The organism is Billgrantia zhangzhouensis (assembly GCF_021404465.1).
In the GTDB taxonomy this organism is placed as follows: Bacteria; Pseudomonadota; Gammaproteobacteria; order Pseudomonadales; family Halomonadaceae; genus Halomonas; species Halomonas zhangzhouensis.
The window spans coordinates 137,839-151,968 of record NZ_JABFTT010000001.1 but is presented as its reverse complement, the minus strand read 5'-3'; the positions used below and the strand labels follow the sequence as shown (position 1 = coordinate 151,968).

Below are 14,130 nucleotides of genomic sequence, written 5' to 3'. Positions count from 1 at the left end.
TTTTTAGTCCCTGGTACGCTGCTGAAGAATGACCTTATCTGACGTAAAAATTAAACCTTTTGTCCTCAGTGATATGAAACAAAAAAGGCGCCAGAATATGGCGCCTTGAAGCTCTTGGGTTTTCACAGCAGGGGCGGAGCAGATTCGCGATAGGTCATCAGCACTTCATGATTGCGATCACCGGGGTTGGCCAGGTTCCATAGTCCTCGATCGACTCCTTGCGTAACGAGATGTATGACGGCGGATTCGATGGCCGACATTACCGCCATTTGTACGGGTTCATTGTGCGTATACCCTGCCTCGGCCTCTAGTAGGCGACGAAAACTGACGAAACGATATACTCCGGCACGAACCTCATAGGAATAAACCGTCTTACTGGTGGTTACGTTGGCCAGGACTTCGCCGGTGGCAATATCCACGGCGCGAAGATTGACGGTAACCTGGTCGACCTGATACTGACCGGACGATCCGATGCCGAAATACTCGGCACCTACGCCGCCCGTCTTCATGTTGGAGTCGTAGGCAATGATCCCCCCTTCCATCAGGATACGGGCCGCGTTGAGAGAGCCCAGCTCGTGTTCGCGTCCGTTTCTTTCCAGGTTCGCGCGTATGATGCGCCGTTCCGTGAGCAGGTTCTGCAGCCCGACTCGCTCCAGCGGCACGAACCAGCCCGAATCCGCTAGCGCGGAGCTAAGCATGGCGGCTCCGCCTTGGGTCACCGCTGTCGAGAAGGTGCTGGCAGGCTGGGGACGGTACTGGCCGGTCTGGTCCCTGAAGTCATAGACGGCCGCGAATATCGGAGCCGCTGGGCGTGGCAGGCTGGTCAGGTCGAGATAGGTTCCTGCTCGAGGAACGAGGGTAGCCGGTGCTCCCTCCAGCCCTTCGGGAGAGGTGACCATGCTGACGCATCCGCCAAGGAAGATCAGCCCGGACAAGCAACCGATTCTGAGTGCTTTCATGTTCAGGCCCCTTAAAATGGCGTTCCGAAATCGATGCGTGTCACTTCGTTCGTTCTCTTGTCGGTGATCACCATCTGGAAAGCGCCGCCACCTACATTGACGAACCTGACGTTGAGCGAAGAATTGTCGATGACGCTTTCGCTTCCCCCGGGGTTGTTGGGGTCGAGGGCATCGTCGATGGCGCGATTGATGAGGTCGGCACGCAGGTCCTGAAGAAAGAAGTCAACCTCGGAGAAGCGACCGAAGTCCGGGGCGTTGGGATCCTTGTGCGTATCCTGTGCCTGAGCCTTGTTGAGCAGGTGGTTGCCCAGCAGGGGGTCCCCTCCGAACGAAGGGTTGATGGGACGATAGATGAGTTCCCCTGCCTGGGCACCTACCGAGCAGGATAGGAACAACCCGACAAGAGAGAGCTTCAGCAGTAGTGAACGTGGATGCTTCATGGTGTTCTCCTTCTAGTACATCCTTTCCGCTAGATTTCCTCGTCGGCCAGGTCCGGGTCGCTCTCGAGCGCCTGCATGATGCTGCGTTGCACGAGGAGCTGCTCCACCTGTTCCACGGCTACTTCGGCATATCGGTCGATATCGCTCAGCCGGGGTGGGAGCGCGGCCTGGAAGAGAATGCGATTGTTCTCCGCGACCCAGACCTGACTTCCCCAGCGCGCATCGGGGCGCTCGTGCACGGACAGGGTCGTGCTGGACAGAATGTGGCTTTCTGAGCTCAACTGGCTGAAACTCCGGTAGAAAGTCTTGCCCATCATGGTGATGGTGCGATCGACGATCACACCTGACAATCCGGGCTCGCCCAGGCGGAACTGACGCGACAGCTCTTCCGTTGCCTCTCCCTCTTCCAGCGCTTCTTCCTCTTCGATTGTGCCTTGAGACATCTGCGGCTCCCTTGGGGCTGCGGGCAGGCTGGAACTTGGTGTCTCCACCTCGGCCAAGGAAAGGGAACCAAGTGCCACTAGGAAAAGGGCCATTGGAGATTTCTTGCGAAAGAAAGCCATTGTCCTTCGCTCTCGAATCAGTGACTGGGTGAGACTCTGTCGTACCGTTGGAGCGCCAGCGGGGGAGGAGGTCCCAGGTTCTGCCGGGCCCAGTTCACGGCCTGCATGCGGTTGTTGACATTGATCTTGCGAAAGATGTTATAGAGGTGCGATTTCACCGTATGTTCACTTACGTAAAGGAGTTCGGCAATTTCGGTGTTGGAAGCGCCGGAGCCAAGCAGGCCGATGATTTCCAGCTCGCGCTGCGTAATGCCGCAAGCGGGACGGTAGCAGTTGATCTGCTGACGACGATAAAAGTCAATCAAGCGTGTCATCAGGGAGCGCGACAGCCAGAAATCTCCAGCCAGCAGGAGCTGAAGGCCCTTGCAGATCAGCTCGAGGCTGTCGCTACGGTAAAAGACGCCTTTCAGCTGCATGAGACTCAACAGCTGAGCTGCATGGTCTTCATTCCTGAGATTGAAGGCCGTCAATATCCAGCCCGGCTGCTGGTGATACTGTGCCTGCCATTCCTGCATGGTCGTCTCTTCGAGATGATCGAGGTCCAATAGGACGACTGTTCGCGAGTCGCTGTCTTCTCCAACGAGGCCGAATGCTTCACTAGGCGTTTCTGGTGATACGATATACAAGTCACGCTGCAATTGCTGATGAACGTAACCGACAAAGAGCTGAGTTTGTGGGTTGCTTTCGGTAGCTAGCAGGATAATCCCTCTTCCAAGTTCCATGCCGTTGTCTCCTAAAAAGTATGCTTTTCTTGGAGTGATCTTCTTCAAACCTCATGGAAAGCACGGGATAGCTTGGTTCAATTAGAGTCACTATGTAAAGCTATGTTTCGGCATGTATTTTTTAGTTGGGTGGGATGAGATATCTCATCCTTATGAGTATAAAAATATGTTTTTCAATGAGGTATAAAGGAAATGGGTTTCTTGAAAGATCGATACATTTCGTAGAAAATGAAATCTTCTTGAATAAAATTCACTTGAAAGGCCGAATTGTTACGATTTTTTAAAGGGTAGTTTAAGTAAAGCCTACGGAGCCTCCTTGCGACTTCTCTCTTCTGTTTCACGAAGGATACACTACCAGACTATGGTCGCAGCTCCCTGTGATAGCTGGAAATAATGCCTTTTCTGCTTAGAACATGTTTCATATGGCTGACACTTGTGAAGCTTTGAAATTTTCATGCGAAACATAAGCAGGCTATTAGTCCAAGGTTGTCTGAGAGAGTGGTATCTCCCACACTTTTCTGTCTTGCTGTAGTGCAACAATTGGTTGCTTGATGTTTTTTTGCTTAAAGCAATGGGATTGAATAGCTTGTGCCTTGCGTTGAGGGTTCTTGGAAAATAGTTGGAATATTGGCGAAACTTTTTCTGATGAACCTGCTCAGGAAAGCCGTCCCTTGACTAGAAAAATTCATCTATCCTGCGACCATGGATTCTGCATGTGCAACAGATAAAAAGGCGAGAAGAAACGGTTTTTCTAGGACCAATCCGAGCGAAGTGCATGAGCGTCATGGTTAGGAGCACTCAACATGCTTCTGCTTTCCCGACCGGTCAGTGCCTCGATTCCCGCTTGTAGCTGGGGGGAACGATGAACAGGTTCCTTCTTGCCCAGTGCATGGCTTGTAGACGGTTGTGCACCTTGATTTTTCTGAAGATATTGTAGAGATGGGATTTTACGGTATGCTCACTGACGAATAGTTTTTTGGCAATTTCCGAATTGGTGGCTCCAGTACCGAGCAAACCGATGATTTCCAGCTCGCGCTGCGTCAAGCCGCATGCGGGACGATAGGAATTCATCTGCTGCCGGCGCAGGAGCTGGATCATGCGTGACATCAAGGTGCGAGACATCCATAGGTTCCCGCTGCGAAGTGCTTCGATTCCCTTGCAGATCAGCTCGACGCTGTCATTTAGGTAAAAGATACCTTGTAGATTGAGCAAGGAAAGCAGTTCGACGGCGTGCCTTTCGTCACGGACATTGAATGCGGCAAGGCTGGCGTTTTCCTTGCCATCCGCGGCGTTGTGCCATTTCTGCATGCTCGCCTCGCTCAAGTGATCCAGATCCAGAATCACCAGTACCATCTCATCGTCCGCCATGGAGGGCATGGCTTCGGTGCCGACAGCAATGATTTCATGGCCGATCTGATGTTGCAGGTGTTCGATGAACAGCTTCGATTGAGGGTTTATGGCGGTAACGAGAAGAATTCGGTAATCAGTGGTTGTCATGCTCGCACCTCCCTTTATTCGAATCTGTAAATGTAAAAACCCCTTGCGTATGGGAGTCTCGATCATAAATGACTAAGTTGTTAATATATCTTTTTCATATGGAAGTCAGTATTTATTCTCGTTGGATCTATTTTTTGCTGATCGGTTCCATCCTGCTGGTACCAGCCTGCTGATGGAAGTACTCTTACAGACTCATGCGGCACGAGAGAAATACATATACAACAGCTGGTTGCATGGCTGTTTCCCTTCTTTCTACTGACGAGTCCTTCAATGAATTCTTATTTAACTATTTTTTAAATCCGAAAATGTGACGTAGCCGAATCTAATGTGAGGCTACACCCGCACCGGGATATACCGACGGTACGGAGCATGGAACTCCTGGGGGAGGCGTCAGGCGGACGAGAGGGAAATGGAAGTGTCGCTATTACGCGTCAGTTGATGCTTCTCCATGAGGCGGTAGAGGGTCACACGGGACACGCCCAGCTCATCGGCCGCCTTCTTGACCTTGTGCTTGTTGCGCCGCAGGGCGCAGATCAATGCTTCCTTTTCCGCATTATTGCGTACCTCCTCGAGAGTGACGAGGTATCGGTTCAAGGTTCGTCGCTCCAGCCCTAGGTCGGCGGGCTTGATCAGGCGCTGCTCGCACATGATCATGGCACGACGCACCCGGTTGATCAGCTCGCGGATATTGCCTGGCCAGTGATATTGACGCATGAGTGCCAGGGCCTCTTGGCGGAAGCCGCGAACCATCATGGATTTTTCTGTGATGAACTTGTCGAAGAAGAACTTGGCCAGGATCTCGATATCCTCCTGGCGCTCCCTGAGCGGAGGAATATCGACCTGAAGCACGTTGAGCCGATGATAGAGATCCTCACGGAAGCGACCTTCCTCCACGGCTTTCTCGAGATTCACGTGGGTGGCGGATAGAATACGGACGTCGATATGGATCTCGTCGAGGGCGCCGATGCGCTGGATGGTTTTTTCCTCCAGAAACCTTAGTAGGTTGACCTGCAGCTCCAGGGAGAGATCCCCTATTTCATCCAGGAATAGTATCCCCCCCGCCGCCGCCTCGATCTGCCCGATCTTCTGCTGGCTGGCTCCGGTGAAAGTGCCCTTTTCGTGTCCGAATAGCTTGGACTGAATAAGGTTGCTGGGCAAGGCGCCACAGTTTACTGCGACGAAGGGCGCCGAAGCGCGCATCGATCGGGCGTGAATGGCACGGGCGGCAAGCTCCTTACCCGTTCCTGATTCGCCGCTGATGAGTACGGGTGCATCGACGGAGGCGACACGCCGGATGGTGTCGAACACTTTCTGCATGGCGGGTACGGTCCCCACCATCTCGAACTCCGTCTCCTGGGGCTTGGCAGCGTTCTTCTCGGTCCTGAGCCGCTTCATGGCCGTGGCATGTTGCATGAGGCAATCAATCTGATTGATGTCGATGGGCTCCGACTGAAAAGCCATGAAGGCATTACCCAGGAACTTGCACAGCACCGGGTCGTCGAGTGCCGGTTCGCGCAATAGCGCCATCCACTCCATGTCCGAGCGAGTGACGAGTCGCTCGATCTGGCCAAGGTCTTCATGGCTTTCATGCAGGCAAAGAATGCCCGCTTCATGTTCGGTTTCGTTGAGCCGAGTCGCCGCCTGGAACAGGCTATCTACCGTGCTGATGTGCCAGCCTTTTTCTTCCATGCGCTCAACGAACTCTAGCTGGTCGTTGCCCAGCGAGCCGACCATCAAGAGTCTTGCCTTGTTATCCATTATCGCTCGTCCCTTTACGAAACCTTCGATATTAAAGCAAGCGTTGGGTATCTTTTCTTTACGTTGCCGATACGTTTTCTAAATTAGATAATCCTGTGCCATGGCCATACAGGCTTCACTGATTAAACGTCATTGCTTGATGTAACCTCGTTGGTCCAGCGGTTGCGTGAAGGCTTGTGCGCTTCCGGTGCCTGGCATCACGGCAATTTTGCAGTGATGTCCTGCAGGGCATCGCCTCGAGGTTGGATGTAAAGATAGGTTACAGAAATGCGTACAACAAGCCTGCCCGTCCAATGTGCCGTATTGGCTTTGTCACCTGTTCCTGGCCTCCTATTGCGGAACGCCAGCCACGGGCCGGAAGAGAGATTGGTTCAGCCCAGGTCCCGGCTCGTGTAAAATGATTGCCTGCTGTACTTCTTTTAGCGAGGAGGCATCGTGTCCCCTACCGATGAGCTGGTACTGGCCAGCGGTAACCCCGGCAAGATTCGGGAATTCAGTCAGCTTTTCGCGGCCCTTGGCTTACGTATCCGGCCTCAATCGGAATACGGCGTGTTCGACGTCGAGGAAACCGGCCTCACCTTTGTCGAGAATGCTCTGCTCAAGGCGCGCGAGGCCAGTCGCAGCAGTGGCCTGCCCGCCTTGGCCGACGATTCGGGACTCGAGGTCGATGCCCTGTCGGGGCAGCCGGGTATCTATTCGGCACGCTACGCTGGCGAGCCCAAGAGCGATGTACGCAACAATGCCAAGCTGCTCGAGGCCCTGGATGGCCTTTCCGGTCATCAGCGCAGCGCGCGCTATTGGTGTGCCCTCGTCTACCTGCGTCATGCCGACGACCCGGTGCCGCTGATCGTTCAGCGCAGTTGGGAAGGAGAGATCCTCGAGCGGCCTCGTGGTGAGGGTGGGTTCGGCTACGATCCGCTGTTCTGGCTGCCTGAGCTTGGCCTGAGCGTCGCCGAGCTTGCGGCCGAGGAGAAGAATCGCCTGAGCCACCGCGGCCGGGCTCTCGAGGCCATGGTCGCTGCGCTGCGCGAGGCGTCCCAACGCTGATGACCGGCCTGACTCGAGACGCATCGGCACTGCCGCCGCTGGCGCTCTACGTGCATGTACCCTGGTGCGTGCGTAAGTGTCCCTACTGCGATTTCAATTCCCATGGTGTGGGCAGAGCCGCTGAACTGCCGGAAGCCGAATATCTGGCGGCCTTGCTCGACGACCTCGACGCCGACTTACCGCTGGCGGCTGGCCGTCGGCTCGGCAGCATCTTCATCGGTGGCGGCACGCCGAGCCTGATGTCGGCAGGCTTCTACGAGCGCTTCCTCGATGGGTTGGTCCGGCGCCTGCCGCTTGCCGAGGACATCGAGATCACTCTGGAAGCCAATCCCGGCACGCTGGAGCGTGGGCGCTTTGCCGGCTATCGTCGGGCCGGTATCAATCGCTTGTCGCTCGGCGTACAGAGCTTCCAGCCGACCCAACTGGCGGCCTTGGGCCGCATCCATAGCGGTGAGGACGCCGTGGCGGCGATCGAAGAGGCGCGTGCTGCCGGCTTCGACAATCTCAACCTCGACCTGATGCACGGCCTGCCAGAGCAGACCCCCGAACTGGCCCTGGACGACCTGGAGCGCGCTCTGGCGCTCGCACCCGAGCATCTCTCCTGGTACCAACTGACGCTCGAGCCCAACACCGAGTTCCACTCCAGGCCACCGGCGCTGCCGGAGGAGGAGATGTTGTGGGACATCCAGGATCTGGGCCACGAGCGGCTGGAGGCAGCGGGCTTCGTGCGCTACGAGATTTCTGCCTATGCGCGGCCGGGCCGGCGTTCGCGGCACAACCTCAACTACTGGTGCTTCGGCGACTACCTGGGCATCGGTGCCGGCAGTCACGGTAAGCTGAGTGGCTTCGACGAGTCGGGACGGCTGCGGATCGAACGGCGCTGGAAGGCGCGCCAGCCCGAAGCCTACTTGCGGCGTCGCCATGATCCTCGCGGCTTCGTCGCCGGTCACATCGAAGTCGGCGACGACGAGCTGCCGCTGGAGTTCGCCATGAACGCACTGCGCCTGGTCGAAGGCGTGGCCATGCGCGACTGGCCGGCGCATACGGCGCGGCCTCTTGCGGTTCTGGAGCGGCGGCTCGAGACGGCGCGGAATAAAGGACTTCTCGTGGAAGATGCGCAGAGGCTTCAGGCTTCGCCCCAAGGTCTATTATTCTTGAACGAGCTGCTGGCGCTCGTGAGCGAGTCCGGCGCAGAATGATCGCGTTTCCCTGACCTGGAGAGTGTCCATGTTCAAAGCTTCCCGACTCGTTGTTCCTCTGGCGGCTGCCATCCTGGTGGCCGGCTGCGCCACGACCGACCCTTACTCGGGCCAGACCCAGCGTTCCAGCACCATGACCGGTGCCGGCGTCGGCGCGGCCGTGGGTGCCGCCGCCGGCGCACTTTCCGGCAGCGGCAGCACCAGCCGTCGCGACCGTGCGCTGATCGGCGCGGCCGTAGGTGCAGCGGCAGGTGCCGGCATTGGCGTCTACATGGATCGCCAGGAGCAACAACTGCGCGAGAGCATGCGCGGCACAGGAGTCGAGGTGGAGCGGCGTGGTGACGACATCGTGCTCAACATGCCGAGCAGCGTGACCTTTGGCTTCGACTCCAGCGAACTGACCGTGCAGGCGCGCAATGCTCTCAACGACGTGGCCAACGTGCTGACCCAATACACCGACACCCGGGTCAACATCGCCGGCCATACCGACAGCACCGGCAGCGTCAGCTACAACCAGCAGCTCTCCGAGCGGCGGGCCGAGTCGGTCGGTAACTACCTGGCCCAGTCCGGGGTGGTGCGCAACCGCCTCTACATGACCGGCTACGGGCCCAGCCAGCCAATCGCCAGCAATAATACGGAAGAGGGCCGTGCCCAGAACCGTCGCGTCGAGATCACTCTGTCGCCGATCGAGTCGCAGTTCCAGTAAGCGGCTGCGCGACGCTACTGCCTGGGCCCGCCACTCGCTGGCGGGCCCAGGCTTTTCCACGTTATTCACGACAGACGGTTGACCCGACATGCTCTCCTACCAGCATGCCTATCACGCCGGCAACTTTGCCGATGTCCACAAGCATCTCACCGTGCATGCGGTCGTCGATCATCTGCTGCACAAGGCAGCGCCGATCACCTTCGTCGATACCCATGCCGGCCGTGGCCTCTACCCACTGGACGCCAGCGAGACCCAGCGCCTAGGGGAATACCGCCAGGGTGTGCTGCCGCTCTGGGAGGCGCGCCGAGGGCTGGCCGATGATCCGCTGCTGGCGAGCTGGCTCGAGGCGATCGCCAGCGTGCAGCCCGATTCTCACCGGTTAGAGCAATACCCCGGCTCGCCCTGGTGGCTAGGCCAGCGGCTGCGTCAGAACGATCGGTTGCAGTTGTTCGAGCTTCATCGGGGAGAGCACGAGCGTCTGGCCCTGCAGCGGCTTCCCGCCAACGTCAGGAGGCTCCATGCCGACGGTCTGGCCGGCCTGCTCGCCGGCCTGCCGGTGGCCACGCCACGCCTGTGCGTGCTGGTCGATCCCAGCTACGAGCGCAAGGCGGAGTATGGCGAAGTCGCCGAGACGCTGCTGGCGGCGATGCGCAAGGTGCGTCATGCCGCCGTGCTGGTGTGGTATCCGCTGCTACCGGCGGCGCGTCACCTCGAGCTACTCGAGCGGCTGCGCGACGGCGGCCTGCGCAAGATCTGGCGCAGCGAACTGACGCTGCGCGAGCCGGGCGAGGAGCGCGGCATGTACGGCAGCGGCATGCTGGTGGTAAATCCGCCCTGGGGGTTGGAAGAGCGCCTCGCCGCCGCCATGGTGCGGCTCACGCCGCTGCTGGGCGAGACGACCCGCTATGGCGGCGGCTGGTGGGTGGAGGAGTAGGGGCTGACAGGGCCGGCTACTTGCCGATACAGAAGCTGCCGAAGATCTCGCCCAAGAGGTCGTCGGCGCTGAACTCACCGGTGATCTCGCCCAGCGCCTGTTGGGCGTCGCGCAAATCCTCCGCCAGCAGTTCGCCGGCGCCATAACCGGACAACTGCGCCTCGCCGTTGCTGAGCGCGCGCTGCGCCCGGTCGAGGGCATCGAGGTGCCTTCGCCGTGCCGAGAAGCGTCCCTCGGTGGTGGCGGAGTAGCCCATCACCGTCTTGAGATGCTCCTTCAGGTTATCCACACCCTCTCCGGTGCGCGCGGAGAGCCGAATCACTGGCGGGGATGTGGACAAGTCCGCCGTCGGCGCCTCGTGGCTGGCATCGATCTTGTTGCGCACCAGGGTCAGGCGGGAGGGGTCGGGCAAGCGCGCGACGAACTCGGGCCAGATCGCCATGGGATCGGTGGCGTCGGTAGTGGCGGCGTCCACCATCAGCAGCACACGGTCGGCCTTCTCGATCTCGGCCCAGGCGCGGGCCACACCGATCCGCTCGACCGCATCCGGTGTGTCGCGCAGTCCGGCGGTATCGATCACGTGTAGCGGCATGCCGTCCAGATGGATGTGTTCGCGCAGCACGTCGCGGGTAGTACCGGCGATCTCGGTGACGATGGCGGTCTCCTGCTCAGTGAGAGCATTGAGCAGGCTCGACTTGCCGGCATTGGGGCGGCCCGCGATCACCACGCTCATCCCTTCGCGCATCAGCGCGCCCTGGCCGGCGGCGGCGCGTACTTCGACGAGTTCCGTCTGGACCGCGCCGAGCATCTCGGCCACCTTGCCATCAGCGAGGAAGTCGATCTCCTCTTCGGGGAAATCGATGGCCGCCTCTACGTACATGCGTAGCTCGATCAGCCGCTGCACCAACGCTTCCACCCGTCGTGAGAACTCCCCCTGAAGCGAGCGCAGGGCGTTCTCGGCGGCGGCGCGCGAGCTGGCTTCGATCAGGTCGGCGATGGCCTCGGCCTGGGCCAGGTCGAGCTTGTCGTTGAGGAAGGCGCGCTCGGAGAATTCCCCCGGCTGGGCCAGGCGGGCACCGAGCTGCACGCAGCGCTCCAATAGCAGGTCCATGATCACCGGGCCGCCGTGGCCTTGTAGCTCCAGCACGTCCTCGCCGGTGAAGGAGTGGGGCCCGGTGAAATAGAGGGCGATGCCCTCGTCGATCGTCACCGAGACGCCACGGAAGGGGCCGTAATGGGCGCGCCGCGGCTCGGGGCAATGACCTACCACGGCTTCGGCGATCGCCGCGCACAGAGGGCCCGAGACGCGGATGATGCCGACGCCACCACGCCCGGGCGGGGTGGCCAGCGCGACGATGGTGTCCTGCTGATAGAGCCTGTCGGCCATGCGGCATCCTCTCGATTGCAGCGGTATGGCGGCATTGTCCGTTTCACACGGCACAAACGCCAGACCCCTGCCGAGGCAGGGGTCTGGTGTCGTTCGGGGGCGAGATTACTTCGCCTTCACCCCTTTGCCGACGCTTGGGTCGTTCTCGATCTTGCGCGTGATCACATACTGCTGGGCGATCGAGATGATGTTGTTGACCACCCAGTAGATGACCAGGCCGGCCGGGAACCAAAGGAAGAAGAAGGTGAAGACGATCGGCAGCATCTTCATGATCTTCGCCTGCATGGGGTCGGGCGGTGTCGGGTTGAGCAACTGCTGCACGAACATCGAAGCCCCCATCAGGATCGGCAGGATGAAGTAGGGATCCTTCATCGACAGGTCCTGAATCCAGAACATGAAGGGCGCATGGCGCAGCTCCACCGATTCCAGAAGCATCCAGTACAGGGCGATGAACACCGGCATCTGCACCAGAATCGGCAGACAGCCGCCCAGAGGATTGATTTTCTCCTTCTGGTAGAACTTCATCATCTCCTGGGACATCTTCTGACGGTCGTCGCCGTACTGCTCCTTGAGGCGCTGCATCTCGGGGCCCAGCTTGCGCATGCGGGCCATGGACTTGTAGGCCTTGGCGGAGAGCGGCCACATGGCCAGCTTGACCAGAACGGTCAGCAGCACGATGGACCAGCCCCAGTTGCCGATCAGGCTGTGGATCTGGTCGAGCAGCCAGAACAGCGGGTTGGCGATGAACCACAGCCAGCCGAAATCGACGGTCAGGCGCAGGTGGGGCGCCACTTGTTCTAGGTAGTCCTGAACCTTGGGGCCCACGTAGAGCGTGGCGCCCAGGCGGGCTTCCCCTTCCGCCGCCACCGTGGTCACCGGGCCGGCGAACGCCGCCACGTTGCGATTGCGCGAATCGGTGGTGGCGTACTGCAGGTTCTGCTGGTTCTGCGGCGGTGCCCAGGCCGAGACGAAATAGTGCTGGATGATGGCGACCCAACCGCCCTGGACATCACGGTTGTTGAAGCGACCGCGCTGGATGTCGTCGAACCCGATTTTCTGGTAGCGCTCGTCCGGCGACGAGTAGGCGGCGCCCAGGTAGGAGCTCATGCCCATGGCCACGCCGCTGGAGGGGTCGGGACTGTTGTCCCGCGCCAGTTGGCCGATGAAGCGTGCGGTGACCGGTTGTTCGGTGTTATTGGCCAGGTAGTAGCTGACGTCGACGGCGTAGCTGCCGCGCGCGAAGGAGAAGCGCTTGATGACGTCGACTCCGTTCACTTCGCCGTGCAGATTGACGTCGAGGCGGCCTTCGCCGTCGGCCAGCCGATAGCTGGTGGACTCCGGGGTGAATGCGATGCGGCCTCCGTGACCATCCACCTGCAGGCCGGAGCGGGCCACGTAGCTGCGAGTCTCGTTGTCCGAGAGCAGCACGTAGGGACGATCGGAACCCAGCGTCATGCGGTGCTGCGGCAGGGCCGCATAGACGATGTCGCCGCCCTGGGGATCGATGCGAACGTCGAGTACGTCGGTCACGACGGCGATCAGGTCGCGCGTTCCGCTCGGCTGCTCCGTCTCGGCTGGCATTTCGCTTGCCACGTCGCGCTCTGCTTGCGGAGCGGCGGGAACCGCCAGGCCATCATCGTCGGGCGCTTGCGCTTCACCAGGTGCCGGTGCCGTGATGGTGGGAGCTTCGGGCTCAGGAGCAACCTGGCCATAGTCCTGGTTCCACTGCACGACCAACAGATAGGTGAGCACGGCCAGTGGAATCAGCAATAGGAGTCGTTTTACGTCCATGAGGGTTCTGCCCGGTGGGTAGTGAACATGCCGCTGGAACGAAATCCGCTGCCATGTGAAAGAGGGCGATAGCCTGCCGAGCAGGCTATCAGGGCGGAGACGAGTACCGCATCCGGTCAGGAGGTCATCGCTTTTCGTGCATCACGCTCCAGGCGCCGCCACATGCCGAAAAGCTGGCGATGCAGCATGGCCTTGTCCAGCTCGCTCGCGCCTCGCCGCGCCAGCAGGACGATATCGACAGCGGGTAGCGAGCATTGCTGAAGACGAATGGATTCACGAGTCAACCGCTTGAGGCGGTTGCGGTCCACGGCCCTGCGGACGTTCTTCTTGCTGATGACCAGGCCAAGGCGGGGGTGGTCCAGTCCATTGGGGCACGCCAGGGCCATCAGCCCCTTGCCATGTACCTTGAATGTAGCGTGATCGAAAACGTATCGATAATTCCCGGCAGTCAGCAAGCGCAACTGCTTGGGGAAACCATGACCGGACACGCGCAATCCGCTATCAGGCGCTCAGACGCTTGCGGCCCTTGGCGCGGCGGCGGGCCAGAACGGCACGACCATTCTTGGTAGCCATGCGTGCACGGAAGCCGTGGACACGCTTGCGCTTCAGAACGCTGGGTTGAAAAGTACGTTTCATAACACTCGATTCCCACGTGGTTTTTGACGGTACGTCGTTACAGGAACGCCCTGGCTCCCGACAGGAACCAAGGACAGATTCGGTTCAAGACCGGAAATTGTAGAGACTTCGGCAGCCCGACGCAATTGTTACGCTCCATGCCGCGAGTGGAAGCGGGGCCGGTGAACGGCGTAATTTCCTGTTTTTTGTGGGTTATTGTGGTTAATACTGTGGGCGATAACTGTTGATAAGTAATAAAACCATATTTGAAACAATAGGATAGATTGGATTTTGGTATGTGGAAAAGCCTTTTGTAAACAGTGGCCAGGCAGTGGGTGGGGCTGGCTGGGTGGTGGTTTGAGAAATCGGCTTCCCCCATGTGTAGCGAAGCCAAGGGGAACCCGTAGCCAGTCGTGATGACGTTTTCCACAGGAGCGTTCGGCATTGCCTGGCATGTGGATAACCCGCCGGCCGAAGGATACAATGGCCGGTCATGCATCAACGGGTATGGT

14 protein-coding genes are annotated in these 14,130 nt (G+C 59.2%); 4 read left to right on the top strand and 10 right to left on the bottom strand.

Going from position 1 to position 14,130, the window contains the following annotated elements; all coding sequences use genetic code 11:
- Nucleotides 1-122: 122 nt before the first annotated feature.
- From HOP51_RS00705 to HOP51_RS00680, 6 genes are all read right to left on the bottom strand, one after another.
- A complete protein-coding gene (locus tag HOP51_RS00705) occupies nucleotides 123-959 on the bottom strand; it encodes a CsgG/HfaB family protein (RefSeq protein WP_234272032.1) in 837 nt (278 codons plus the stop codon).
- A gap of 11 nt (nucleotides 960-970) precedes the next feature.
- Nucleotides 971-1,399: a curli assembly protein CsgF gene (locus HOP51_RS00700; RefSeq protein ID WP_234272031.1), complete on the bottom strand. Its 429-nt coding sequence runs from the start codon at nucleotides 1,397-1,399 to the stop codon at nucleotides 971-973.
- Between the two features lie 29 nt (nucleotides 1,400-1,428).
- Complete coding sequence (locus HOP51_RS00695) at nucleotides 1,429-1,842, bottom strand: curli production assembly/transport protein CsgE (RefSeq protein WP_234272030.1); 414 nt, start codon at nucleotides 1,840-1,842, stop codon at nucleotides 1,429-1,431.
- 137 nt (nucleotides 1,843-1,979) lie between these two features.
- Nucleotides 1,980-2,684, bottom strand: coding sequence for a response regulator transcription factor (locus HOP51_RS00690; RefSeq protein ID WP_234272029.1), 705 nt, complete (start codon nucleotides 2,682-2,684; stop codon nucleotides 1,980-1,982).
- 825 nt (nucleotides 2,685-3,509) lie between these two features.
- Nucleotides 3,510-4,181: a LuxR C-terminal-related transcriptional regulator gene (locus HOP51_RS00685; RefSeq protein ID WP_234272028.1), complete on the bottom strand. Its 672-nt coding sequence runs from the start codon at nucleotides 4,179-4,181 to the stop codon at nucleotides 3,510-3,512.
- A 390-nt stretch (nucleotides 4,182-4,571) separates the two neighbouring features.
- Nucleotides 4,572-5,939 (bottom strand): sigma-54 dependent transcriptional regulator, encoded by a 1,368-nt coding sequence (locus tag HOP51_RS00680; protein ID WP_234272027.1) that lies wholly within the window; start codon nucleotides 5,937-5,939, stop codon nucleotides 4,572-4,574.
- A gap of 435 nt (nucleotides 5,940-6,374) precedes the next feature.
- On the opposite strand from HOP51_RS00680, the gene rdgB reads away from it, so the two are divergent.
- From rdgB to HOP51_RS00660, 4 genes are all read left to right on the top strand, one after another.
- On the top strand, nucleotides 6,375-6,986 hold the full coding sequence (rdgB, locus tag HOP51_RS00675) for an RdgB/HAM1 family non-canonical purine NTP pyrophosphatase (protein ID WP_234272026.1): 612 nt from the start codon (nucleotides 6,375-6,377) through the stop codon (nucleotides 6,984-6,986).
- A complete protein-coding gene (gene hemW, locus HOP51_RS00670) occupies nucleotides 6,986-8,185 on the top strand; it encodes a radical SAM family heme chaperone HemW (protein ID WP_234272025.1) in 1,200 nt (399 codons plus the stop codon). The genes rdgB and hemW overlap by 1 nt, the downstream gene beginning before the upstream one ends.
- A 28-nt stretch (nucleotides 8,186-8,213) precedes the next feature.
- Nucleotides 8,214-8,891: an OmpA family protein gene (locus HOP51_RS00665; protein ID WP_234272024.1), complete on the top strand. Its 678-nt coding sequence runs from the start codon at nucleotides 8,214-8,216 to the stop codon at nucleotides 8,889-8,891.
- An 88-nt stretch (nucleotides 8,892-8,979) separates the two neighbouring features.
- Nucleotides 8,980-9,825, top strand: coding sequence for a 23S rRNA (adenine(2030)-N(6))-methyltransferase RlmJ (locus HOP51_RS00660; protein ID WP_234272023.1), 846 nt, complete (start codon nucleotides 8,980-8,982; stop codon nucleotides 9,823-9,825).
- Between the two features lie 16 nt (nucleotides 9,826-9,841).
- Here the strand turns inward: HOP51_RS00660 and mnmE are convergent, their stop codons facing one another.
- The 4 genes from mnmE to rpmH all read right to left on the bottom strand — a co-directional run bounded on the left by mnmE (nucleotide 9,842) and on the right by rpmH (nucleotide 13,639).
- Nucleotides 9,842-11,212, bottom strand: a complete 1,371-nt coding sequence (mnmE, locus tag HOP51_RS00655) for a tRNA uridine-5-carboxymethylaminomethyl(34) synthesis GTPase MnmE (RefSeq protein ID WP_234272022.1) — start codon at nucleotides 11,210-11,212, stop codon at nucleotides 9,842-9,844.
- Between the two features lie 105 nt (nucleotides 11,213-11,317).
- Nucleotides 11,318-13,003: a membrane protein insertase YidC gene (gene yidC, locus HOP51_RS00650; RefSeq protein WP_234272021.1), complete on the bottom strand. Its 1,686-nt coding sequence runs from the start codon at nucleotides 13,001-13,003 to the stop codon at nucleotides 11,318-11,320.
- 116 nt (nucleotides 13,004-13,119) lie between these two features.
- On the bottom strand, nucleotides 13,120-13,491 hold the full coding sequence (gene rnpA, locus HOP51_RS00645) for a ribonuclease P protein component (protein WP_234272020.1): 372 nt from the start codon (nucleotides 13,489-13,491) through the stop codon (nucleotides 13,120-13,122).
- Between the two features lie 13 nt (nucleotides 13,492-13,504).
- On the bottom strand, nucleotides 13,505-13,639 hold the full coding sequence (gene rpmH, locus HOP51_RS00640; RefSeq protein WP_010626003.1) for a 50S ribosomal protein L34: 135 nt from the start codon (nucleotides 13,637-13,639) through the stop codon (nucleotides 13,505-13,507).
- Nucleotides 13,640-14,130: the final 491 nt, after the last annotated feature.